The sequence below is a fragment of the Cupriavidus sp. OV096 genome, from assembly GCF_900115455.1.
Lineage (GTDB): Bacteria > Pseudomonadota > Gammaproteobacteria > Burkholderiales > Burkholderiaceae > Cupriavidus.
Map to the genome: position 1 here is coordinate 188,280 of NZ_FOWM01000001.1, position 23,911 is coordinate 212,190.

At 64.5% G+C, this 23,911-nt stretch carries 18 protein-coding genes; 2 read left to right on the forward strand and 16 right to left on the reverse strand.

Annotated elements, in window-relative coordinates; translation table 11 throughout:
- Nucleotides 1-2 precede the first annotated feature (2 nt).
- The 10 genes from BM115_RS00925 to ugpB form a co-directional block, all read right to left on the reverse strand.
- Nucleotides 3-2,516, reverse strand: coding sequence for a heavy metal translocating P-type ATPase (locus BM115_RS00925; RefSeq protein WP_092289617.1), 2,514 nt, complete (start codon nt 2,514-2,516; stop codon nt 3-5).
- A gap of 245 nt (nt 2,517-2,761) precedes the next feature.
- Entirely contained in the window at nt 2,762-3,859 is a 1,098-nt protein-coding gene (gene zapE / locus BM115_RS00930) for a cell division protein ZapE (protein WP_092289619.1), read from the reverse strand.
- A gap of 110 nt (nt 3,860-3,969) precedes the next feature.
- Nucleotides 3,970-5,394, reverse strand: coding sequence for a dihydrolipoyl dehydrogenase (gene lpdA, locus BM115_RS00935; RefSeq protein WP_092289621.1), 1,425 nt, complete (start codon nt 5,392-5,394; stop codon nt 3,970-3,972).
- Nucleotides 5,395-5,487: 93 nt separating this feature from the next.
- On the reverse strand, nt 5,488-6,744 hold the full coding sequence (odhB, locus tag BM115_RS00940) for a 2-oxoglutarate dehydrogenase complex dihydrolipoyllysine-residue succinyltransferase (RefSeq protein ID WP_092289624.1): 1,257 nt from the start codon (nt 6,742-6,744) through the stop codon (nt 5,488-5,490).
- An 87-nt stretch (nt 6,745-6,831) separates the two neighbouring features.
- Nucleotides 6,832-9,684, reverse strand: a complete 2,853-nt coding sequence (locus BM115_RS00945) for a 2-oxoglutarate dehydrogenase E1 component (RefSeq protein WP_092289626.1) — start codon at nt 9,682-9,684, stop codon at nt 6,832-6,834.
- 301 nt (nt 9,685-9,985) lie between these two features.
- Nucleotides 9,986-10,759, reverse strand: coding sequence for a glycerophosphodiester phosphodiesterase (ugpQ, locus tag BM115_RS00950; protein ID WP_092289628.1), 774 nt, complete (start codon nt 10,757-10,759; stop codon nt 9,986-9,988).
- On the reverse strand, nt 10,756-11,877 hold the full coding sequence (locus BM115_RS00955; protein ID WP_092289630.1) for a sn-glycerol-3-phosphate import ATP-binding protein UgpC: 1,122 nt from the start codon (nt 11,875-11,877) through the stop codon (nt 10,756-10,758). The genes ugpQ and BM115_RS00955 overlap by 4 nt, the downstream gene beginning before the upstream one ends.
- A 27-nt stretch (nt 11,878-11,904) precedes the next feature.
- Nucleotides 11,905-12,753 carry a sn-glycerol-3-phosphate ABC transporter permease UgpE gene (ugpE, locus tag BM115_RS00960; RefSeq protein ID WP_092289632.1) on the reverse strand — a complete coding sequence of 283 codons (849 nt, stop codon included), beginning with the start codon at nt 12,751-12,753 and terminating at the stop codon, nt 11,905-11,907.
- An 18-nt stretch (nt 12,754-12,771) separates the two neighbouring features.
- Nucleotides 12,772-13,653 (reverse strand): sn-glycerol-3-phosphate ABC transporter permease UgpA, encoded by an 882-nt coding sequence (gene ugpA / locus BM115_RS00965; protein ID WP_092289634.1) that lies wholly within the window; start codon nt 13,651-13,653, stop codon nt 12,772-12,774.
- Between the two features lie 116 nt (nt 13,654-13,769).
- Nucleotides 13,770-15,080, reverse strand: a complete 1,311-nt coding sequence (gene ugpB, locus BM115_RS00970) for a sn-glycerol-3-phosphate ABC transporter substrate-binding protein UgpB (protein ID WP_092289636.1) — start codon at nt 15,078-15,080, stop codon at nt 13,770-13,772.
- Nucleotides 15,081-15,317: 237 nt separating this feature from the next.
- Between ugpB and BM115_RS00975 the strand changes: the two genes are divergently transcribed.
- Nucleotides 15,318-16,115, forward strand: coding sequence for an HAD-IIB family hydrolase (locus BM115_RS00975; protein WP_092290821.1), 798 nt, complete (start codon nt 15,318-15,320; stop codon nt 16,113-16,115).
- Between the two features lie 63 nt (nt 16,116-16,178).
- Here the strand turns inward: BM115_RS00975 and ntrC are convergent, their stop codons facing one another.
- The 4 genes from ntrC to BM115_RS00995 form a co-directional block, all read right to left on the reverse strand.
- Complete coding sequence (gene ntrC / locus BM115_RS00980) at nt 16,179-17,753, reverse strand: nitrogen regulation protein NR(I) (protein ID WP_092289638.1); 1,575 nt, start codon at nt 17,751-17,753, stop codon at nt 16,179-16,181.
- A 111-nt stretch (nt 17,754-17,864) separates the two neighbouring features.
- Nucleotides 17,865-19,004, reverse strand: coding sequence for a nitrogen regulation protein NR(II) (glnL, locus tag BM115_RS00985; RefSeq protein WP_092290823.1), 1,140 nt, complete (start codon nt 19,002-19,004; stop codon nt 17,865-17,867).
- A gap of 10 nt (nt 19,005-19,014) precedes the next feature.
- Entirely contained in the window at nt 19,015-19,542 is a 528-nt protein-coding gene (locus BM115_RS00990) for a DUF4124 domain-containing protein (protein ID WP_092290825.1), read from the reverse strand.
- 202 nt (nt 19,543-19,744) lie between these two features.
- On the reverse strand, nt 19,745-21,160 hold the full coding sequence (locus tag BM115_RS00995) for a 3-hydroxylaminophenol mutase (protein WP_092289640.1): 1,416 nt from the start codon (nt 21,158-21,160) through the stop codon (nt 19,745-19,747).
- 513 nt (nt 21,161-21,673) lie between these two features.
- Here BM115_RS00995 and BM115_RS01000 point away from each other — a divergent pair.
- Nucleotides 21,674-22,138, forward strand: a complete 465-nt coding sequence (locus BM115_RS01000) for a rhodanese-like domain-containing protein (RefSeq protein ID WP_092289641.1) — start codon at nt 21,674-21,676, stop codon at nt 22,136-22,138.
- A gap of 13 nt (nt 22,139-22,151) precedes the next feature.
- Here the strand turns inward: BM115_RS01000 and BM115_RS01005 are convergent, their stop codons facing one another.
- Nucleotides 22,152-22,979, reverse strand: coding sequence for an EI24 domain-containing protein (locus BM115_RS01005; protein ID WP_177219829.1), 828 nt, complete (start codon nt 22,977-22,979; stop codon nt 22,152-22,154).
- Nucleotides 22,980-23,100: 121 nt separating this feature from the next.
- A complete protein-coding gene (locus BM115_RS01010) occupies nt 23,101-23,901 on the reverse strand; it encodes a competence/damage-inducible protein A (protein WP_092289645.1) in 801 nt (266 codons plus the stop codon).
- Nucleotides 23,902-23,911 lie beyond the last annotated feature (10 nt).

Sequence of the window (23,911 nt, forward strand, 5' to 3'; positions counted from 1 at the left end):
GGTCAGCGCTCCTTGTTCGGTGCACGCAGCAGGCGCCAGGCATTGGCCACCACAAGCAGCGACGACACGGACATGCCGATGCCTGCCATCCAGGCCGTGACCAGCCCTGTGGCGGCCAGCGGAATGGCCACAATGTTGTAGAAGAAGGCCCAGCCGAGGTTCTGCCGCACCACGCGGCGCGTACGGCGCGCGGCGGCGATGGTGTTGGCAATCTCGGCCACGCCGCCATGCGTGAGGACCGCGTCGGCGCCTGCCTGGGCCAGCGGTGCGCCGCTCCCGATTGCGATGGAGACCTGTGCCTGGGCCAGCACCGGCGCGTCATTGATGCCGTCGCCCACGGCCAGCACCACAGCGCCCTGCTCTTGCAGCGCGGCCACATAGGCGCGTTTGCCTTCGGGCGTCACGGCGCCATGGGCGGTTTCCATGCCGAAATGGTCGGCCCACCAGCGCACCGCTTCGACGTTGTCGCCAGAAATCAGATGAGTACGAATGCCAAGCAGGTCGAGCGCATCGATCAGCGCCGGCGTCTGCGGGCGTGCAATATCGGACAGGAAAAACCGTGCCAGCAGGCCCTCGGCAGCGCCCAACCAGACCTCGGTAGCGCCGCGATGGGCGTTGCCAGAGGCGCCGATGGCCGCGTCATCGCCGACCCAGACGCCCGGCTCCAGCGCCAACGCCGCCGCGAAGTCGCGCCGGCCAAGCCGCACGCGCCGCCCGTCGACACAGGCTTCGACTCCCTGCCCCGGCACATTGCACAGATCGTCCACCGAGGGCTGCTCCCGCCCGGTCGATGGTGCGCGGGCATCGAGGAACGCCCGGGCTATCGGATGCTCGCCGCCCTGCTCCATCGCCGCGGCAATCGCCAGGCAGATGTCCGCTTCGAGGCGGCCTGTGGCTTCGGTCAGCACCACCGCGAAGCGCCCCTCGGTCAGCGTGCCGGTCTTGTCGAGCACGATGTCGGTGACGCGCGCGAGGGTTTCGATGGCGTGAGACCGCGTCAGCAGCACGCCGCGCCGCGACAGTGCCGCACCGGCGGCCGCCAGCGCCGCAGGCGTAGCCAGCGACAGCGCGCAGGGACAGCTCACCACGAGCACCGCCACCGTCACCAACAACGCGCGCGACGGATCGATCCAGACGGCCCAGACGATACCGGTGACCGCCGCCATCCCAAGCAGCGCGCCGACAAACCAGCCTGCGACGCGGTCGGCCAGCATCGCCAGTCGTGGCTTTTCCGCAAGGGCACGGTCCAGCACCGCCACGATCTCGGCCAGCCGCGTATTGGCGCCGATGCGCCCGACGCGCACCTCGAGCGGGCTGGCCGTGTTGAAACACCCGGCGAGTACCGCATCGCCGATACCCCGTCGCACCGGTCGTGCCTCGCCGGTCAGCATCGATTCGTCGAGTTCGCTGATGCCAGCCAGCACCACGCCGTCCACGGGCATGATTTCACCGGCCTTGACCCGGATACGGTCGCCCGCGCCGAGGCGGGCCACCGGCACGCGCTCGGCGGTGCCGCCCTCCGTCAGGCGCTCGCAGGTGGCCGGAAGCTGACGCGCGAGCATCTCGGCGCCGCTTCGGGACGCCTGACGCACGCGCAGTTCCAGATAGCGGGCCAGCAGCAGGAAGGCCACGAACATCGTCACGGAATCGAAGTAAACCTCACCCACGCCGCGCACCGTGGCGGCTGCGCTGGCCAGAAAGCCGGCGGCCACGCCGATGGCCACGGGCACGTCCATGCCCATCGCGCGCTGGCGCAGGCTGCGCCAGGCGCCGGTGAAAATCGGGGAGGCAGAATAAAAGACGACCGGAAGCGTCAGCGCGAAGCTGGCCCAGCGCATCAGTTGCAACTGGCCAGCATCGATCGTGGCTTCATGGGTGTAGATCGGCCACGCGTACATCATGACCTGCATCATGCCGAGCATCGCCACGGCCATCCGCATCAGCAGCCCGCGCCGTTCGCGGCGGTCCTGGCGGTCGCTGCGGGACACCTCGAATGGCCACGCCATATAGCCGATGTCCGCTAGGGCGCCGAGCAAGGCTGACACGGTTTGTTGCGATTCCCGCCAGCGCACCACCACGCGGCGCGTTGCCACGTTGGCCACCGCCAGTTCCACACCCGGCAGCTGGCCCAGGCGCTGCTCGATCAGCCACGCGCAGGCAGCGCAGCGGATACCTTCCGGCGCCAGAGTGACCTCAGCCTTGTCATCGCCTAGCGGGCGGACGAACTGCTGGCGCAGCTCGGGCGTGTCGTAGGCAGCCCAGACCGGCTCGGCTTCCCGGCGCGCGGCGTCGTCGATAGGACGCGCGAAGCGAGAGGTATCGCCATACAGATGGCCGAAACCAGCCGCGTGGAGCATCTGCGCCAGCGTCTGGCAGCCGCCGCAGCAGAAACTGCGCGCGCTGCCTTCGACATCGGCAATGAATACCGGCTCCGCTGGCGTCAGCGGCTGGCCGCAGTGAAAGCAATGGCCGTCTACGTGCGTGGAAGTCGATGGGGATGGCGAAGCGCCCGCCATCGTGGGGGCCGCAGGCGTCGCGGGAATCGCGCGCCGGGCGGCGGATGGGGGCGGTAAGGTCGTCGTTGTCGCTGGCAGCACCCCAAGGGGGCCGCCGGCTGGTGCGAGCGATGGGGTAGGTAGGGACGGGGACGGCATGGCGCGCTTTTAATACCCACGGATAGTAGGTAGCACGCACACCATACGCCTTGATGCAGATCAAATAGGTCGGATTCGTACCAGTCCGACAACAGCTTCCAGCCCGCTCAGGTCAGCGAGGTATCCATGGTCCGTCGCTCGGACTCCAGGTACTCCCGTGACTGCATTTCGATGATCCGCGACACCGTGCGATGGAACTCGCCAGCCATCTGCCCTTCGGTATACAACTCGTCGGCAGGCACCTCGGCGGACATCAGCAGCTTGACCTTGTGGTCGTAGAACACGTCGATCAGCCAGGTGAAGCGGCGCGCCTCCGACGACATCCGCGGCGTCATCTTCGGCACATCCGACAGGATCACCGTATGGAACTGCGACGCCAGCTCCAGATAGTCGTTTTGCGAGCGCGGGCCGCCGCAGAGCGTGGCGAAGTCGAACCAGACCACACCGTTCGCCTTACGCAGCGCCTTGAGTTCACGGTGCTCGATATGGAGGATCGGCGATTCGTCGGCCGTGCCGGCGATACCCACGAAGGCATCGCGCAGCGCCGCGCTGGCCTCGCGGTTCAGCGGCGTGTGGTACGCCTCGACCTGCTCCAGGGCGCGCTTGCGGTAGTCGATACCCGCGTCCACGTTGAGCACGTCGAGCTTCTCCTGGAGGAGGTCGATCGCGGGCAGCACGCGTTCGCGGTGCAAGCCGTCCGGGTACAGCAGGTCCGGGCGATAGTTCGACGTCATCACGAATTGCACGCCATTCGCGAACATCTGGTCCAGCAGGCGGTGCAGCATCATGGCGTCCGCCACGTCGCTGACGTGGAATTCGTCGAAGCAGATCAGCCGGTATTTGCGCGCGATGCGCTTGGCCAGTTCGTCGAGGGGGTCGGGCCGACCTCGCAATTCCTCCAACTGGCGATGCACTTCGCGCATGAACTCGTGGAAATGGAGCCGCGTCTTCCGAACCACGGGCACGCAAGAGTAGAAGCTGTCCATCAGGAACGACTTGCCGCGCCCCACTCCACCCCACAGGTAGACGCCCTTGGGCACATCGGGGTGCACCAGAAGCTTCTTCAGCGCGTTGCTGCGCCGGTTCTTGTAGGCCACCCATTCGTCGTAGCACTGCTGCAGCCGTGCCACGGCGCGCAGTTGCGCCTCGTCCGACTGGTAGCCGCGCTGTTGCAGTTCTTTCTCGTAAAACTCGGTGACGTTCATGCTGGGTTCACGCTGGGGGCGTCCGGCGCAAGATGCGCGGGCGCTGCAAGTGAAAACGGCGCGCCGCTGGTTGCGGCGCGCCGGTGCTCACGCAATGGCAGGCATCAGCCTTACATGTTGAGCTGGCGCTTGTCCACGGCCAGCGCGGCTTCGCGCATGACTTCGGACATCGACGGGTGCGGATGGCAGACGCGACCGATATCCTCGCTGGCGGCCTTGAACTCCATCGCCACGACGGCTTCGGCGATCAGGTCCGACGCGTTGGCGGCCACGATGTGCACGCCCAGGATCTCGTCGGTCTTGGCATCGGCCAGCATCTTGACGAAGCCGTCCGAGGCGCCCATGCCCAGCGCACGGCCGTTGGCCATGAACGGGAACTGGCCCGATTTGTACTGGCGGCCTTCGGCCTTCAGCTGCTGCTCGGTCTTGCCGACCCACGCGATTTCCGGGAAGGTGTAGATCACCCAAGGAACCGTGTTGAAGTCGATGTGCGGCTTCTGGCCGACGATGCGCTCGGCCACGGCCACGCCTTCGTCTTCCGCCTTATGGGCGAGCATCGGACCACGCACCACGTCGCCGATGGCCCACAGGCCCGGCACCTTGGTCTGGCAGTGGTCGTCCACCTCGATGAAGCCGCGCGCGTCCGCGCCCAGGCCCACCGCTTCCAGGTTCAGGTTGTCGGTGTTCGGCACGCGGCCGACGGACACGATCAGGCGATCCACTTCCAGCGTCTGGGCCTTGCCGTCCTTGTCGTCATAGCTGACGGTGACGCTGTCCTTGCCGGTCTTGACCTCGTTGACCTTCACGCCGAGGCTGAACTGCAGGCCCTGCTTGGTCAGCAGCTTCTGCGCTTCCTTGGCCACGCCTTCATCGGCAGCGCCCAGGAACGCAGGCAGCGCTTCCAGCACGGTCACTTCGGCACCCAGGCGGCGCCACACCGAGCCCAGTTCCAGGCCGATCACGCCGGCGCCAATCACGCCCAGTTTCTTCGGCACGGTCGGGAACTTCAGCGCGCCCTCGTTATCGCTGACGAGGTTGTTGTCCACGGTGATGCCCGGCAGGTGACGGGCCTTCGAACCGGTAGCGATAATGACCTGCTTCGCGGTCACGACCTCACCGGCCACTTCCACCTGGAAGCCTTCGGCAGCCTTGCCGGCGAACTTGCCGTAGCCCTTGAGCAGCGTCACCTTGTTCTTGCGGAACAGGAACTCGATGCCCTTGGTCATCTTGCCGACGATGTCGTCCTTGCGCTTGAGCATCTTGGGCACGTCCACCTTGACGTCACCCACGGTGATGCCGTGGTCGGCTAGGTGGTGCGAGGCGTTCTCGAACTCTTCCGAGGAAGCCAGCAATGCCTTGGAGGGGATGCAGCCCACGTTCAGGCAGGTGCCGCCCAGGCGCGGCTCGCCCTTGGGGTCGTCATAGGCGTTGCCTTCGCAGCAGGCCACGTTCAGGCCCAGCTGGGCTGCGCGGATGGCGGCGATATAGCCGCCGGGGCCGGCGCCGATCACCAGCACGTCGAATTGTTTGCTCATGGAGTTTCCTTCTGGACGGCCTGCTCCCACGCGCCCGATTCAACGGGCGGCGGGGAGCGGGTGTCCTTCAATTCAGAGGGAGGAGACGGACGCTTACAGGTCCAGCAGCAGGCGGGCCGGATCTTCCAGCGCTTCCTTCATCGCCACCAGGCCCAGCACAGCCTCGCGACCATCGATGATCCGGTGGTCGTAGGACATGGCCAGGTAGTTCATCGGGCGAATCACGATCTGGCCGTCTTCCACCACGGCACGATCCTTGGTGGCGTGCACGCCCAGGATGGCCGATTGCGGCGGGTTGATAATCGGCGTCGACAGCATCGAACCGAACGTACCGCCGTTCGAGATCGAGAACGTGCCGCCCGTCAGTTCTTCCAGCGACAGCTTGCCGTCACGGGCCTTGGCGCCGAACTCGGCGATCTTCTTCTCGATGTCGGCCAGGCTCATCTGGTCGGCGTTGCGCAGGATCGGCACCACCAGGCCACGCGGCGAACCCACCGCGATACCGATGTCGAAGTAGCCGTGGTAGACGATATCGTTGCCATCCACCGAGGCGTTGATGATCGGGTACTTCTTCAGGGCGTGCACGGCAGCCTTGACGAAGAACGACATGAAGCCCAGCTTCACGCCGTGCTCCTTCTCGAAGCGGTCCTTGTACTTGTTGCGCAGGTCCATCACCGGCTTCATGTTCACTTCGTTGAACGTAGTGAGGATGGCGTTGGTGGACTGCGACTGCACCAGGCGCTCGGCGATACGGGCGCGCAGGCGGCTCATCGGCACGCGCTCTTCCGGGCGGTCGCCCAGCGCGGCGAAGTCCACCTGGGCGGACACTTGCTGCAGGGCCGGCTTGGCCGGAGCCGGTGCCGGGGCGGCCTTGGCGGCCGGTGCGGGCGCCGAGCCGGCGGCCAGCACGTCACCCTTGGTGATGCGGCCATCCTTGCCGGTGCCGGCAACCTGACCGGCGGACAGGCCGCCTTCGGCCATCAGCTTGGCAGCCGACGGCATGGCGATGCCGCTGGCGCCGGTGGCGGCAGCGGGAGCCGGGGCGGCGGCGGCAGGTGCAGCGGCCGGAGCCGGGGCGGCGGCAGCCGGAGCGGCGGCGCCAGCGGTGGCTTCGGTATCAATCTTGGCGATCAGTTCATCGGCCACGACGGTATCGCCGTCGTTCTTGATGATCTGCGACAGCACGCCGGCGGCGGGCGCCGGCACTTCCAGCACGACCTTGTCGGTCTCGATCTCGATCAGGATCTCGTCCTGGGCAACAGCTTCGCCCGGCTTCTTCTTCCAGTTCAGCATGGTCGCTTCGGCGACCGATTCAGACAGTTGCGGAACCTTGACGTCAACAATAGCCATGGTGAGAAATTTTCCTCGATGTATGCGTGTATGTTCAAACAGGCCGAAGCCCGGCGCGCACCACTGCGCGCCAGGCCGGCCGTCTTATTACTTGGTCAGCACAAAGCCCTTGAGCTTGGAGAACGCAGCGTCCAGCAGCGCCTTCTGTTGCTCGTTGTGCTTTGCGTAGTAGCCCACCGCCGGCGAAGCCGAGGCAGGACGACCGGCATAACCGAGCTTCTGGCCTTCCGTCATGTTTTCCATGATGTAGTGCTGCACGAAGAACCAGGCACCCTGGTTCTGCGGCTCGTCCTGGCACCACAGGATTTCGGTCACGCCCGGGTACTTCTTGAGCTCGGCGGCCACAGCCTTGTGCGGGAACGGGTACAGCTGTTCCAGGCGGATGATCGCCGTGTCGGTGGCACCACGCTCCTTGCGGGTGTTGACCAGGTCGTAGTAGACCTTGCCCGAGCACATGATCACGCGCTTGACCTTGCTGGCGTTCAGTTCTTCGTGATCGGGGATGACCGTCTCGAAGTGACCCTTGGCCAGGTCGGACAGCGGCGACACCGCATCCTTGTTACGCAGCAGCGACTTCGGCGTCATGATCACCAGCGGCTTGCGGAACAGCCGGATCATCTGGCGACGCAGCAGGTGGAAGATCTGTGCCGGCGTGGTCGGCTGCACAACCTGAATGTTGTGGTCTGCGCAGAGCTGCAGGAAACGCTCGATACGGGCCGAGCTGTGTTCCGGACCCTGGCCCTCATAGCCGTGCGGCAGCATCATCGTCAGGCCCGAGGCGCGGCCCCACTTCACTTCACCCGACGAGATGAACTGGTCGATCACCACCTGGGCGCCATTCACGAAGTCGCCGAACTGGGCTTCCCAGATCACCAGCGCATTCGGTTCCGCAGTCGAGTAGCCGTATTCGAAGCCGAGCACGGCTTCTTCGGACAGCACCGAGTCGATCACGGTGAACGGGGCCTGATTCTCGGACACGTTCTGCAGCGGCACGTAGCTGCCGGCATCCCAGCGCTCGCGACCCTGGTCGTGCAGTACCGAGTGACGGTGGGTGAAGGTGCCACGGCCAGCATCCTGGCCGGTGATACGCACCGGGTAGCCCGAGGCCACCAGCGATGCGAACGCCAGGTGCTCGCCCATGCCCCAGTCCAGAGGCTGGTCGCCACGGCCCATGTTGGCGCGGTCCTTAATGACCTTTTCCACCAGCGGGTGCAGCTTCAGGTGCTCGGGGATGGTCGTGATCCGCTCGGCCAGGCGCTTCAGCTCGGTCACCGGCACGGCGGTGTCGGCTGCGTCGGTCCACTTGCGGTTCAGGAACGGCATCCAGTCCACGGCGAACTTGTTCTTGAAGTTCGACAGGACCGGGTCCACCGTGTGCTTGCCCGCGTCCATCGCGGCACGGTATTCCTTGACCAGCTGGTCGCCAAAGTCGGCGGGCACCAGGTTCTGCGCGGCCAGCTTGTCGGCGTACAACTTGCGCGTGCCCGGGTGTTGCGAGATCTTCTTGTACATCAGCGGCTGCGTTACAGCCGGCGTGTCCTGCTCGTTGTGGCCCAGCTTCCGGAAGCAGATGATGTCAACCACGACATCCTTCTTGAATTCCATGCGGAAGTCGGTGGCCAGTTGCATGGCGTACACCACGGCTTCGGGATCGTCGCCGTTCACGTGCAGCACCGGAGCCTCGATCATCTTGACCACGTCCGTGCAGTACAGCGTGGAACGCGCGTCGCGCGGGTCAGACGTCGTGAAGCCGATCTGGTTGTTGATGACGATGTGCATGGTGCCGCCCGTGCCGTAGCCGCGGGTCTGCGCCAGGTTCAGCGTCTCCATGACCACGCCCTGGCCAGCGAAGGCGGCGTCGCCGTGCACCTGCACCGGCAGCACTTCCTTGTGGCCGGCTTCGCCACGGCGTTCCTGGCGGGCCTTCGACGAACCCTCGACCACCGGGTTGACGATTTCCAGGTGCGACGGGTTGAACGCGAGCGACAGGTGAACCGGGCCGCCTTCGGTCGAGACATCGCTCGAGAAGCCCTTGTGGTACTTGACGTCGCCGGCGGGCAGGTCATCGACGTGCTTGCCTTCGAATTCGGCGAACAGGTCGGCCGGCATCTTGCCCAGCGTATTGACCAGCACGTTCAGACGGCCACGGTGGGCCATGCCGATCACGATTTCCTGCACACCCTTCGAACCGGAGTGCTGGATCAGCTCGTCCATCGCGGCGATAAAGCTCTCGCCGCCTTCGAGCGAGAAGCGCTTCTGGCCGACGTACTTCGTGTGGAGGAAGCGCTCAAGGCCCTCGGACGCGGTCAGGCGGTCCAGGATGTGCTTCTTCTTTTCCAGCGTGAACACGGGCTTGGAACGCGTGGTTTCCAGGCGCTCCTGCCACCAGCGCTTCTGCGCCTGGTCGCTCACGTACATGAACTCGGCGCCGATGGTGCCGCAGTAGGTCTCACGGAGGTTGTTGAGCAACTCGCGCAGGCTCATCGATTCCTTGCCGAAATACGTGTTGCTGGCATTGAAGACGATGTCGAGGTCGGCCTCGGAGAAACCGTAGAACGCCGGATCCAGATCAGGCAGGGGCGGACGCTCCTGGCGCTTCAGCGGATCGAGGTCGGCCCAGTGGGTACCGATGTTGCGGTAGGCAGCGATCAGCTGGGTCGCAGCAACGCGCTTGCGGCCCATGTCGGAATCGGCCGAGGCAACGATGGTCTTGATGGGGCCCTGCTTGGCGCGCTCGGCGAACGAGGCAACGATCGGTGCGTGGGGGATATCGCGGGAGTTGGACCCATCCACAGCCGGGACATTCTGCATCGCGTCGAAATACGCGCGCCAGTTGTCGGGAACCGAGCTGGGATTCTGGAGATAGGCCTCGTACAGCTCTTCCACATAGGGGGCGTTGCCGCCGAAGAGGTACGAATTGCTCTGATACTGCTGCATCATGGGGCGCTCACTATTCTCCGGGAATGCCGGAGTTAAGCGGGTTCATCAACCTTCCGCGACACGGCTTGACCGGTTAGCGGATTGCAAACAACTCTTGGGAGCCAGACAGCGCTACCTTGAACGAACGGCACCGCGAAGGTGCCGTCTGTCTGGGGTCTCACCGACAGCCCGAAAGGGCAAGTTGTGCGGGGAAGGACCTTAGTCTTCACTCGCAAAAGCATAGCACGTTTGCCCAACGACAGTGGGGACTTTTCGTGATGCAAAATCATGACCGTTGCCGCCACACATCGGTGCTACGCCATCAGGCGGCCGGCTCGATCCGATCGACCGCGTCCGTGATCAGTCCGTCCAGCCCCCAAGACAATAGCTCGGCGGCCCGGGACGCGTCGTTCACCGTGTAGCACAACACTTGAAAACCGTCCGCATGGGCGCGGGCGATGACGGCCGCGTCCAGCTCGCGATGGTTGGCGTCCAAGGCTACGCAGCCCAGCCGGCGCAGGCGTTCGGGCCAGTCGGCGGGCAGCTTGTCGAGCAGTAGCGCGCGCGGCAGGCCGGGCGCCACCTGGCGGGCGGCGTCGAGCGCCTCCTCGGAAAACGACGAAAGCAGCGGCGGCACGTCGGCGCCCTGCCAGAGCGAAAGCGCATCAATCGCCACTGCTGCGCCGGTCCGCCATTCCGTGCCAGGCACCGGCTTGATCTCGATATTGACGTGGAAGCCATTGGCGCGCGTGTAGCGGGCGATCGTCGCCAGGGTCGGCACCGGTTCGCCGGCATAGGCCGGGCTATGCCAGCTTCCGGCGTCCAGCGCGGCCAGTTCGCCCAGCGTCATAGCGTCGACGCGGCCCTTGCCGGACGTGGTGCGGTCCAGCGTGGCATCGTGCATCAGCACCGGCTTGCCGTCGGCCGACAACTTCACGTCGAACTCGAACATCCGGTAGCCGAACGACGCCCCGTGCCGGAACGCGGCCAGCGTGTTCTCGGGTGCGAGCTTGCCGGCACCCCGGTGCGCGATATGGCGCGGATACGGCCAGTTGGCTGCATCGACCACAGGAAACGTGACGATTGACGCACTCATGCCAGTGCCTCGATACGCTTGCCCGACGTCGCGTCGAAGAAGTGCAGATGATCAGCCGAAGCCGTGATCGGCAGACGGTCACCGGCACGCACTGGCATGTGGCTGTCCAGCCGGACCACGATCAACTGGCCGCCCAGCGAACCATAGGCGAATGAATCGGCGCCGAGCGCCTCGACCACGCGCACATCGACATGCGCGATGGCGTCGTGGGCCGCGCACGGCTCGATATGCTCGGGGCGCAGCCCCATCAACGCCTGCTCGGGCAGGTGCAGGCCCATCGGCAGATGGCCGAGCGTGGCCGGCGCACCCTGCCCTTCGCCGGCACCATTCGCCTTCGGCACCACGCGCATCTGCGCCTCGCCCTGGGCGGCGTTGGTACGCACCACGGGCACGAGGTTCATCGGCGGCGAGCCGATAAAGCCGGCCACGAAGGTGCTGGCCGGACGCGAGTAGACCTCGAGCGGCGTACCGATCTGCTCCACCCGGCCTCCGTTCAGCACCATCATGCGGTCGGCCAGCGTCATGGCCTCGACCTGATCGTGGGTGACGTACAGGCTGGTGGTGCCCAGGCGGCGATGCAGGTCCTTCAGCTCGAGCCGCATCTGCACGCGCAGCTTGGCATCGAGGTTGGACAGCGGCTCGTCGAACAGGAACACGGCCGGCTCGCGCACGATGGCGCGCCCCATCGCCACGCGCTGGCGCTGACCGCCCGAGAGCGCGCGCGGCTTGCGTTCGAGCAGCGCGCCCAGCTCCAGGATGCCCGCCGCGTGCTTCACGCGCTGGTCGATCTCGGCCTTGGACATGCCGCGAATCCGCAGGCCGTAGGCCATGTTGTCGTACACGGTCATGTGCGGGTAGAGCGCGTAGTTCTGGAACACCATCGCGATGTCGCGCTCGGCCGGCTCGAAGTCGTTGACTACCTTGTCGCCAATATGGATCTCGCCGCCGGTAACGGTTTCCAGCCCGGCGACCATGCGCAGCAGCGTGGACTTGCCGCAGCCCGAGGGGCCGACGATGACGATGAACTCGCCGTCGGCGATTTCCATGTCGATGCCGTGCACGACCTGCGTGCCGCCGGCGTAGGTTTTCTGAACGTTGCGAAGTGACAGTTTTGCCATGGCTTTCTCGTAATCCGCTTGTTTCGCTTACTTTTCTGTTTCGACCAGGCCCTTGACGAACCACCTCTGCATCAGCACCACCACCACGGCAGGCGGGATCATCGCCAGCATCACAGTGGCCATCACGAGATTCCAGTCCGTCGCGGCATCGCCCGAGCGCGAAATCATCTGCGTCACGCCAACCACCACCGGCGTCATCGATTTTTGCGTAGTAATCAGCAGCGGCCACAGGTACTGATTCCAGCCATAGATGAACTGGATTACGAACAGCGCCGCGATGCTGGTGCGCGAGAGCGGCAGCACCACGTCCCAGAAGAAGCGCAGCGGACCGGCGCCATCGATGCGCGCGGCCTCGGCCAGTTCATCGGGAATGGTCAGGAAGAACTGGCGGAACAGGAACGTGGCCGTGGCCGATGCGATGATCGGAATGGTCAGGCCGAAGTAGCTGTCCAGCAGGCCGAGGTCCGACACCACCTTGTAGGTCGGCAGGATCCGCACTTCCACAGGCAGCATCAGCGTGATGAAGATGAGCCAGAAGAAGGTCTTGCGCAGCGGAAATCGGAAATAAACGATGGCGAAGGCCGAGATGATCGAGATCGCGATCTTCCCGAGCGCGATGCCCAGCGCCATGATCAGGCTGTTCTTCATCATGGTGGCGACCGGCGAGGCGGCCTCCCCCACGCCCTTGAACAGCACGGTGCGAAAGTTCTCAACCATGTGGCTGCCGGGGATCAGCGTCATGGGCGAATCGAGCACCTGTTCGGCCGTCAGCGTGGACGCCACGAAGGTCAGGTACACCGGAAACGCCACGACGATGATGCCGAGGATCAGCACCACGTGGGTGATGACATCAAGAATTGGACGACGTTCTACCATTTTTGGGCGCCTTTCGTGTCAGTACTGGACCTTGCGTTCCACGAACCGGAACTGCACCACGGTCAGCGCAATCACGATCACCATCAGCACCACGGACTGCGCGGCCGAGCCGCCGATGTCCATGCCGCGGAAGCCGTCGTGGAACACCTTGTACACAAGCGTGTTCGTCGAATTGAACGGGCCGCCATGCGTCACGGCATCGATGATGGCGAAGGTATCGAAGAATGCGTAGACCACGTTGATGACCAGCAGGAAGAACGTGGTCGGCGAAAGTAGCGGAAATATGATGGACCAGAAGCGCCGCCATGGTCCGGCGCCATCGATGGCGGCCGCCTCGATCAGCGAGCGTGGAATGCTCTGCAACCCGGCCAGGAAGAACAGGAAGTTGTAGCTGATCTGCTTCCACGCGGCGGCCAGCACCACCAGCGTCAGCGCCTGATTGCCATTGAGCAGGAAGTTCCAGTCCACGCCGCCCTTGCGCAGCGCGTACGACACCACGCCCAGCGTCGGGTTGAACATGAACATCCAGAGCACGCCCGCCACGGCCGGGGCCACGGCATACGGCCAGATCAGCAGGGTCTTGTAGCCCGTGGCCACGCGCACCACGCGGTCGGCGAAGTAGGCAAGCAGCAGCGCCACCGACAGGCCGACCACCGTCACACCAATGGCGAAGATGGCCGTGACCTCGAACGACTCCACATACTGCGGGTCTGCCCACAGCGTCCTGAAGTTGTCGAGCCCTACGAATTCGAGATTGATGCCGAAGGCATCCTGCTGGAGCAGCGACTGCCACAGCGCCTGGCCGGCCGGCCAGAAAAAGAAGATCATCGTGATGGCGATCTGCGGCAACACCAGCAGATACGGCAGCCACGGCGACCGGAAAACGACGCGTTTTTCCATCGTCAAACCTTTTCATAACGCAAGCGGGCGACGGTTTCGCCGCCGCCCACTTGCCGCACGTCTGGCGCCCTCAGCCCGGACCGGTCATACCGGCCAGGCCTCGCGACGCCCCTGACTTACTCTTTCGCAGTCTTCTGGAAGCGCTCCAGCAGGTCGTTGCCGCGCGCCACCGCCGTGTCCAGCGCAGCCTTCGGCTCCTTCTTGCCGGCCCAGACGGCTTCCAGTTCCTCGTCCACCACGGTACGGATCTGCACCAGGTTGCCCAGGCGCACACCGCGCGACTTGTCCGTGGTCTTCACGACCATTTGCTGCACGGACACATCGGCGCCCGGGTTCTTGTCGTAGTAACCCGATTTCCTGGTCAGATCGTAGGCGGCCATCGTCACCGGCAGGTAGCCGGTGGCCTGGTGCCAGTCCGACTGGATCTCAGGCTGCGACAGGAACGTGAAGAACTTGGCTACGCCCTTGTATTCCTCGGCCTTCTTGCCACCCATCACCCACAGCGACGCGCCGCCGATGATCGTGTTCTGCGGGGCGCCCTGCACGTCCGGGTAGTACGGCAACTGCGACACGCCGAACTGGAACTTGGCGTTCTTGCGAATGTTGGCCAGCGATGCCGACGAGCCCGTGAACATCGCGCACTCGCCGTTGAAGAACTTGGCTTGCGACTCTGCCTTGCGGCCGCCGTAGCTGAAGTAGCCCTTCTTCACCATCTCCTGGAGATTGGTGATGTGCTTCACGTGCAGCGGGCTGTTGAAGACCAGGCGGGCGTCGGTGCCGCCGAAGCCGTTGTTCTTGGTCGCGAACAGCGTGTTATGCCAGGCCGAGAAGCTTTCCAGGTGCACCCAGCCCTGCCAGTCGGTGGTATAGGCGCAGTTCGTGCCCGATGCCTTCAGCTTGGCCGAATATTGCATCACTTCGGGCCAGGTCTTGGGCGGCTCGGAGAGGCCCGCCTTCTTGAAGGCGTCCTTGTTGTAATAGAAGACGGTGGTCGAGCTGTTGAACGGGAACGACAGCATCTCGCCCTTCGACGAGGTGTAGTAACCGGCCACGGCGGGGATGTAGGCCTTCTGGTCGAACTTCTCGCCCGCATCCTTCATCACCGTGGAGACCGGCTTGATCGCGCCTTTGGCACTCATCATCGTGGCCGTGCCCACTTCGAACACCTGCAGGATCGCCGGAGCGCCGCCCGCGCGGAAGGCGGCAATGCCGGCCGCCATGGTTTCGTCGTAGTTGCCCTTGTTAACAGGCACGATCTTGTAGTCGGTCTGGCTCGCGTTGAACTTGTTGGCGATCTCGTTGACCTTGTCGTTCAGCGCGCCCTGCATGGCGTGCCACCACTGGATCTCGACCGCGGCGTGGGCGGTGCCGGCCATGGCCAGGGCGGCGACGGCAGCGAATTTTAGGGCGGTGCGTGGAAAGGACATGGACTTCTCTCCTGAGGCTGTTATCAGTCGGGCAAATCGGGCAAGAAACAAGAAAAAGCGCCCGACTGTATGCATTTTTTGTGACAGCGGGATGTTACGCCCGTCGCACCTCGCCGCAAACCGGGCAAACCCGCCTTGCGGTGAGAATATTGCTGCATTTTGACGACACATTGATGTCACACAACCGGGCGCGCCGCACCGGCGGACGTTTGCGTACAATCCTCGCCCATGAGCACGATGAAACCCTTCGCCACCTTGCCGGACGCCGCCCTCCGGCGCGTGCGCGGCATCCTGACCGACATCGACGGCACCCTGACGACCGATGGCCGGCTGCCTGCCCCCACCTATCTCGCACTGGACCGGCTGGCCCGGGCTGGGCTGCATGTCGTACCCGTCACAGGACGCTGCATCGCCTGGGCGGAGATCCTCGTCAGACTCTGGCCGGTAGATGCCATCATCGGCGAAAATGGCGCCTTCTTCTCACATTTGCGCGACAACAAGCTGATCACACGCTTCCTCGACGATGCGCCGACGCGCGCCGGGAATCTTGAGAAGATCCACGCGCTGGGCGAGCGGATCGTGCGCGAGGTGCCTGGCTGCGCGCTGGCATCGGACCAGGCATGGCATGCGGCCGACCTTGCCATCGACCATGCCGAGGACGTGGCACCCCTGCCCCAGCCGGCGGTGGACCGCATTGCCGCGATGATGCGCGAGGCCGGCATGACGGCGACGGTCAGCTCGATCCACGTTAACGGCTGGTTCGGCGACCATGACAAGCTGTCGATGAGCCGGCTTTGCGTGCAGGAGTTGCTGGGGGATGACATCGACGCCGCGCGCGACGAATGGCTGTTCATCGGCGACTCGGCCAATGACGCGGCGATGTTCGGCCACTTCCCGTTGTCGGTGGGCGTGGCGAACGTGCGGGAGATTCTGGATCAGTTGCCGGTGGCGCCCGCCTACGTCACGGAGGCGGCCGGCGGTGAAGGCTTCGCCGAGATGGCGGAGCGACTGCTGGCGGTACGTAGCAACGGCTGAGACGATTCTTGTTCTCTGCTCCCCCGCAGCGGGAGAGCAGAGAATCGTCTCAACCCCTGGACATCAATCGAATCCCAGCTCCTGCAGCTTGCGGGTAATCGTATTGCGTCCAATCCCAAGCCGGGTGGCGGCTTCCACGCGGCGCCCGCGCGTGACGCCCAGCGCGGCTTCGAGCACAGCTTTTTCGAAGCGCCGCGTCAGCACATCCATCACCTCGGGCTGGCCCGCTTCCAGCATCGACTTGGCCTCGCCGGCCAGCAGCGACTCCCAGCTTGCCGACACCGCATTGCCCGCGAAGGCCGGTGCGGACGCCATGCCTGGCGCCGCGGCGGTCATCGGTGGGCGCGTGGCGACCATCGTGTCACCCTCGCCTGCCGCGGTGTTCATGCCGTAGTCGGATGTCTCGATCGCATCGTAGTCGCCACCTGTCATGCGCGACTCGCTGCCCGGCGCGCGCATCGGCGAACCGGTGCTTTCCGACTGGGGCGTGCCGATCATCTCGCGTGGCATATCCTTGACTTCGATGGTCTGCGCCGGCGCCATCACGGTCAGCCAGTTACACAGATTCTCAAGCTGTCTCACGTTGCCCGGGAACGGCAGCGTGCTGACGTAGGCCAGCGCCTCGTCGGACATGCGCTTGGGTTCCACGCCAAGCTCCTTGGCGCTCTTCTGCAGGAAGTGGCGCGCCAGCAGCGTGATGTCCTCGGGCCGCTCGCGCAGCGGCGGCAGCCGCAGACGAATCACGTTCAGGCGGTGGAACAAGTCCTCGCGGAACAGCCCCTCTTTCACGCGCGTCTCGAGGTTCTGGTGCGTGGCCGCAATCACGCGCACATTGGCGCGCAACGGGTTGTGGCCACCCACGCGATAGAAGTTGCCGTCCGACAGCACGCGCAACAGCCGCGTTTGCAGATCGAATGGCATATCGCCGATTTCATCGAGGAACAGCGTGCCGCCCTCGGCCTGCTCGAAGCGGCCACGCCGCATCGTCTGCGCACCCGTGAACGCGCCGCGCTCATGTCCGAACAGTTCGGATTCGAGCAGATCCTTCGGAATCGCCGCCGTGTTGAGCGCGATAAATGGCCCGTTGGCGCGCGGGCTGTGCTTGTGCAGCGCCCGTGCGACGAGTTCCTTGCCGGTGCCGGACTCGCCGGTAATCATCACCGTCACGTTCGACTGCGACAGGCGGCCGATGGCGCGGAACACGTCCTGCATCGCCGGTGCCTGACCCAGGATCTCAGGCGCGTCGACTAGCCGATCGTCCATTTCCTCCTCGCGCAGGCTCTCTTCGAGCGCGCGCCGGATCAGCTCGACGGCCTTGTCGACATCGAACGGCTTGGCCAGGTATTCGAAGGCGCCGCCCTGGAACGCCGCCACGGCGCTGTCCAGGTCGGAATACGCGGTCATGACGATGACCGGCAGGCCCGGGTGCCGCGCCTTGATGGCCTGCAGCAGGTCCAGGCCCGAGCCGCCAGGCATGCGGATATCGGAAATCAGGACCTGCGGCTCGTCATCCTCCAGCGCCGCGAGCACGTCGCGAACATTGGTAAAACTGCGAGAGAGCAGGCTTTCACGGGCAAGGGCCTTCTCGAGGACCCAGCGGATTGATTGATCGTCGTCGACTATCCAGATCGGCTTCATGTGCGTCGCTTGTCTGCTCGGTGTCATGTGGTCTCCCGTTGTCCCGCCATCTTCCCTCTCAGGCAGGTCCCGCGCCGCTCGCACATCCGGGCCGGTCAGAGGCGCGGGAGGTCAGTGCAGCGGCAGCAGGATACGGAAGTCGGTACAGCCCGGCCGGCTCTCGCATTCGATCAAGCCCTCGTGCTGCTGCACGAAGGTTTGAGCGAGTGTGAGACCGAGTCCGCTGCCGCCGTCCCTGCCCGATACCAATGGATAGAAGATGCGTTCGCGGATGTCCTCGGGGATGCCCGGGCCGTTATCGATGACATGCAAGTCCAATGCCAGCTTGAACAAGCGCTTGGCAATCGTCACCTGCCGTGCCACCCGCGTCCGCAATACGATCTGCGCATCGCCGCGCGCGATGCGCTCGTGCAACGCCTGGGCAGCGTTGTGCACGATGTTCAGCACGGCCTGGATCAGTTGCTCCATGTCGCCGCGCAGGTCGGGCAGGCTCGCGTCGTAGTCGCGCACAATCTCCAGCCCGTTCGGGAATTCGGCCAGCACCACCGAGCGCACGCGCTCCAGCACCTCGTGGATATTGAGGTCCGAGACGATGTGCGGGTGCCGGTGCGGCTCCAGCAGCCGGTCCACCAGCGTCTGCAGGCGGTCCGACTCCTTGATGATGACTTGGGTGTACTCGCGCAAGGACCGTTCGGGCAGCTCGAACTCAAGCAACTGGGCCGCGCCACGGATGCCCCCGAGCGGATTCTTGATCTCGTGGGCCAGGTTGCGGATCAGTTCCTTGTTGGCCGACGTCAGGTCGAGGATGCGCTCCTCGCGGTCGCTGCGTACCTTCTGCTCGTTCAGAAGGATCTCAACCAGGACCGTATTGGCATGGCCTTCGATCGCCCCGATTACGACATGGGCATGCATCGGCTCCTGCAGCGGCGGGCGCAGCACGAGATCCTGGCGCCGCACATCGATCTGCCGCGCGATCACCGTCTCGATCATGCTGTCCAGCTCGTCGATCTGGCCGAACAAGTCCGGCAGCGTCAGTTCCACCATCGCCCGGCGGGACAACGCGAAGCTGGCCTCGGCGGCCGGATTCGCGTAAACCACCTGCAGCCCGGGCTGGCGCACCAGCAGCACCGGGTTGGCCACCACGTCCAGGCCGGGGTGGAACGCCGCGTCGCCCAACGGCAGGACCTCGGCTTCCGCCTTGCGGTCTGCTCCGGTGACTTTGCGCGACACTCCGCGAATCAGGCGACCCATGGCCATTTCACTATTCCTTAAGGTTCGATAGCTCACGGCGCAAGGAGGCGGCGTTAGCTTCGCTACGTGCGACGTCGTCGCGCAGGCGTGCCGTGCGATCGAGATATTTCTGATAGTTGCGCTCGTTGCCCTGGCGCTCGGGCTCGCCATTGTTGTACTCGGCGCGCAGCCCGGCCAGCTTGGCTTCTTCGCTCTGGAGTTCCTGCTCCAGCACCGCGCGGCGCTCGCTGTCGCGGTTCTTCTGGGTGGCGCTGTCCACGCGCGGGAAAGCCGCCGGGGACGCCGAAGGCGCCGCCGCCTTGCCACCGCCCGAGCTGGCAGTGCGCGAACCCGGCACCGTGATCACGTCAGGCAGGTTCAGCTTCTTGCAGTCCTTGCTGCCGCCCGGATTGCCGTTGCGGTACTCGGGCACGCCGTTGGGGCCCTTGCACATATAGACATCCGACGACTGCGCCGGCGCGGGCCGGCTCCAGGCGCCGAGCCCCAGCGCCATGGCCATCACCAGAATGGGGAAACCCACCCGGATCTGGTGCGTCATCCGGTATGAACCCTGGTGCGACAGTCCGCCTTGGCGGCTGCGCGTGACCTTATTTGACATCGCGTTCATGAACATCGGCATGAAGGTTAGGGAAGGAGCCCCATTCTAGCGATCAACCCGCTCGCAAAACAAAAAGGGACAGCCGAAGCCGCCCCTTCCTGGTGCAACTGTTGCCCGGTGACAACCTGGCAACCGGACGCGATTACAGCGAGTAGTACATCTCGAACTCGATCGGGTGCGTCGTCATGCGGAAACGCGTGACTTCTTCCATCTTCAGTTCGATGTAGGCATCGAGCATGGAGTTGGAGAACACACCGCCGCGGGTCAGGAACTCACGGTCGTTGTCGAGGTATTCCAGGGCCTGGTCGAGGCTCGAGCAGACGGTCGGGATCTTTGCATCCTCTTCCGGCGGCAGGTCGTACAGGTTCTTGTCGGCAGCTTCGCCCGGGTGGATCTTGTTCATCACGCCGTCCAGGCCGGCCATCAGCAGCGCCGAGAAGCCCAGGTACGGGTTCATCAGCGGATCCGGGAAGCGCGTTTCGATGCGGCGGCCCTTCGGGTTCGCCACGTACGGAATGCGGATCGAGGCCGAACGGTTGCGGGCCGAGTAGGCCAGCTTCACCGGGGCTTCGAAGCCCGGCACCAGACGCTTGTACGAGTTCGTGCCCGGGTTGGTCAGCGCGTTCAGGGCACGGGCGTGCTTGATGATGCCGCCAATGTAGTACAGCGCGAATTCCGACAGGCCGGCGTAGCCGTTGCCTGCGAACAGGTTCTGACCGTCCTTCCACACGGACTGGTGCACGTGCATGCCCGAGCCGTTGTCGCCAACCACCGGCTTCGGCATGAACGTTGCCGTCTTGCCGTAGGTGTGCGCCACGTTCTGGATCACGTACTTCTGGAGCTGGGTCCAGTCGGCGCGTTGCACCAGCGTGCTGAAACGCGTGCCGATTTCGTTCTGGCCCTGGCCAGCCACTTCGTGGTGGTGGACTTCAACGGGAATGCCGAGCGATTCGAGGATCAGGCACATTTCCGAACGGATGTCCTGGAACGTGTCGATCGGGGCAACCGGGAAGTAGCCGCCCTTCTTGCCCGGACGATGACCGCTGTTGCCGTGCTCGAATTCCTTGCCCGACGACCACGGGGCTTCCTCGGAGTGAATCTTCACCGAGCAACCCTGCATGTCGACGTTCCAGGTCACGCCGTCGAAAATGAAGAATTCGGGTTCCGGACCGAAGAAGGCGGTGTCGCCCAGGCCGGTGCTCTTCAGGTAGGCTTCGGCACGCTTGGCGATGGAACGCGGGTCGCGGTCGTAACCTTTGCCGTCCGACGGCTCGATCACGTCGCAGGTCAGCACCAGCGTCGGCTCTTCGTAGAATGGGTCGATGTGGGCCGTGTTCGAATCCGGCATCAGCAGCATGTCCGAAGCTTCGATACCCTTCCAGCCGGCGATCGAGGAACCGTCGAAGGCGTGGCCGCTCTCGAACTTGTCGTCGTCGAAGTGCGACACGGGCACAGACACGTGTTGCTCCTTGCCTTTGGTATCCGTGAAACGGAAATCGACGAATTTGACGTCGTTTTCCTTCACGAGCTTCATCACATCTGCAACGCTGTGGGCCATGCCTATCTCCTGGAAATTCGGGCTGAGTCTGGGAAAGCCATTGTTGGGTCCGGCCCCGGAAAACCCTCGCGGGAACCGCCCCAAAAGGGACGAGGAATGTTAGCAGAAAGCATGCCAACCGACGCCCTCATTTGCCCTCGCCATCCCGAAAAATGTGCAGTGATCGGTCACGCCGCACCGTGGCGGGGGCCGCGGATTGCATACAACCCAAGCTGAACATGCCGACGCGGCGAACGATCCACTTGCGCACCGCTCCGCGGCGACTTCATCAAACACCATCTCGGTGCGCGATTCAAGGAAAAGCACCATTTTAGTGCCTATGCACCAGAATACGCACCGAAGATGGGCATGCGCCGCGCAGGCGGATTTTCGGGGGATGGCCGTGGCTGCACGCTAGAATAGCGCCGAACGCGGCGACATCCCAGCGCCGTGCCCGATCCCGGGTCACGCTGTTGCCCCGGCACAGCGAACCCCGCTTTACTCCCGCTTCTCTTATTGACTCCGTCACAGAAGATGACCACCCGAGACGACCTCCTCCAGGCGGCGCACGCGCGCCAGCAACAGAACCAGCTTGCGTACTTCGGCGCGCTGGACCCACAGCAAGCCTATGACCTGCTGCAGGCCGACCCGAAGGCCGTGCTCGTGGACGTGCGCACGCAGGCAGAACTGGATTGGGTAGGTGGCGTGAACCTGCCGGACGAGCAATTCGCCCATGTGGAATGGAACAGCTATCCCGGCGGCAAGCAGAACCCGAATTTCGTCGAGGAACTCAAGGCCCGCGTGCCGACCGATGCGCCGGTGCTGTTCCTGTGCCGTAGCGCTGCGCGCTCGAAGCACGCGGCCCGTCTGGCCACTGAGGCCGGCTACACCTGTGCCATGGATGTGCTGGAAGGCTTCGAAGGCCCCCGCGACGAGGAATACCACCGCAAGACCGTGGAAGGCTGGTGCAAGCGCAACCTGCCGTGGCACGGGGCGTAAGGGGAGCCATCAGCTAACGCCCGTCCATGGCGTGTGGGAGCGGGGTTGCCCGCTCCGCGCGCAGGTCGGCCAGCGCCTGTAGGCAAAAGTGGCCGTACCAGGGCACCGCAAAGATCAAAATCATCATATAGACCCACATGACGCACAACAGCGCCAGGGGTAGCAGTACAACCATTACGATTGCCCAGACCCAGACGAGGTTGGCCAGCCAGCCGAGAAAGCCGCTGAGCACGCCGATTCCCATCAACGATGTGCGATGGCGCTTCATCAGCGTTTTGCGCTCTTCCACCGTGGCGTGATCTTCCAGCGCGTCGTAGGTCATCACACGGTACATCAGCCAGCCGGACAGCAGTGACGGTGTGACAAAACCAATCACCGGCAGGTACGCCAACGGCAGCGTCAGCATGGTGAGCACCAGGAACACCCCAGTGCTCACGATCAACTCCCGCAGGCCGCCCATTAGCGAACCGCCCTGGGCACGGCGAAGTCCCGGATAGCCGCGCGCCACGTGTCCAGCCACTGTCGACTCGAAGAATACGCTGATATAGATCAGCATCGACACAACAATCAACGGGCACAGCGCCATCACGACAAGCACCGGCGCCACGTACGGCCCCAACCCGGCCAGCCAACTCCAAGGGGAAGTCCCACTCAGCCAGGCAAACATCTGGGTAGCGTCGAGAAACCTATTGAATGCCTGGGTGACAGGATCCCATGCCCACCAAAGGATGCCGGCCCAGAACATCGGGATCAGGATGAGCGGCAAGATGGCATGTATCAGCATGCGCGGATGCAGAACGCACAGCAACGCGCGGCCGAACGCCCGGAGAACTGGTTTCATGTGTGAGCGCTGACGAGGCAGCGCAGGCTGAACAAAGCCCATCAAGCTATCACGCGTCGGCGCGCGCTTTTTCGACCTGTGTCAAGGTTGGCACAGGATTGGCACAGCCCCCCACCCTCACCTACTGCTCGACGATCTCGTACCCCATGGCGCGGACGCCTTCGAGCAGCATCGCATAGGCTGGCAGGACCTGTTCCGCCGGTCCCTTCACCCCAAGATCGATATGGCGCCGCGCGAAGCGGTCGCCCCGGCTCACGTCGCCCACGGATGGCAGGCTGAATACGCGGATGCCGGCGAATGCGGCCTCCACCTGCTCCATCAGCGGTGTCAGGGTCGACTCGGGCGCCTCGAACACATAGAAGGCGCGCGACTGCGCTACCTCCAGGTGGAACAGGTGGGTGTAATAGTGGTCGAGCACCCATTCCATCATCGGCCATGCCATGACCGGAAAGCCCGGCATGAAATGGTGGTCGGCCACCGAGAAGCCCGGAATGCGGTTGTAACTGTTGGGGATGATGCGCGCTCCGACTGGAAACTCGCCCATCTTGAAGCGATGCTGGTTATCAGGCAGGTTCAGGTCAGCCTTGACCGGGTCGCCATTGGCGGTCTCGGCGATGCGTAGCGCAATCTGCTCGCGCGCCTCGGGGTGCAGCGCCAGCTCCACGCCCAGCGCGGCGGCCGCGCACTGACGCGTGTGGTCGTCCGGCGTGGCGCCGATGCCGCCCGTGCAAAAGACCACGTCCGGCCCGGCCAGCGTGCGGCGCAGCGTGGCGGTGATGCGCTCGCGCTCGTCGCCCACGTACTCGGCCCAGTCCAGCGCCAGGCCGCGTGCGCCCAGCAGTTCGATGGTCCGGCGCATGTGCTTGTCCTCGCGCCGCCCGGACAGGATCTCATCGCCGATGACAATCAAACCGAAACCCATGGTGTTCCTC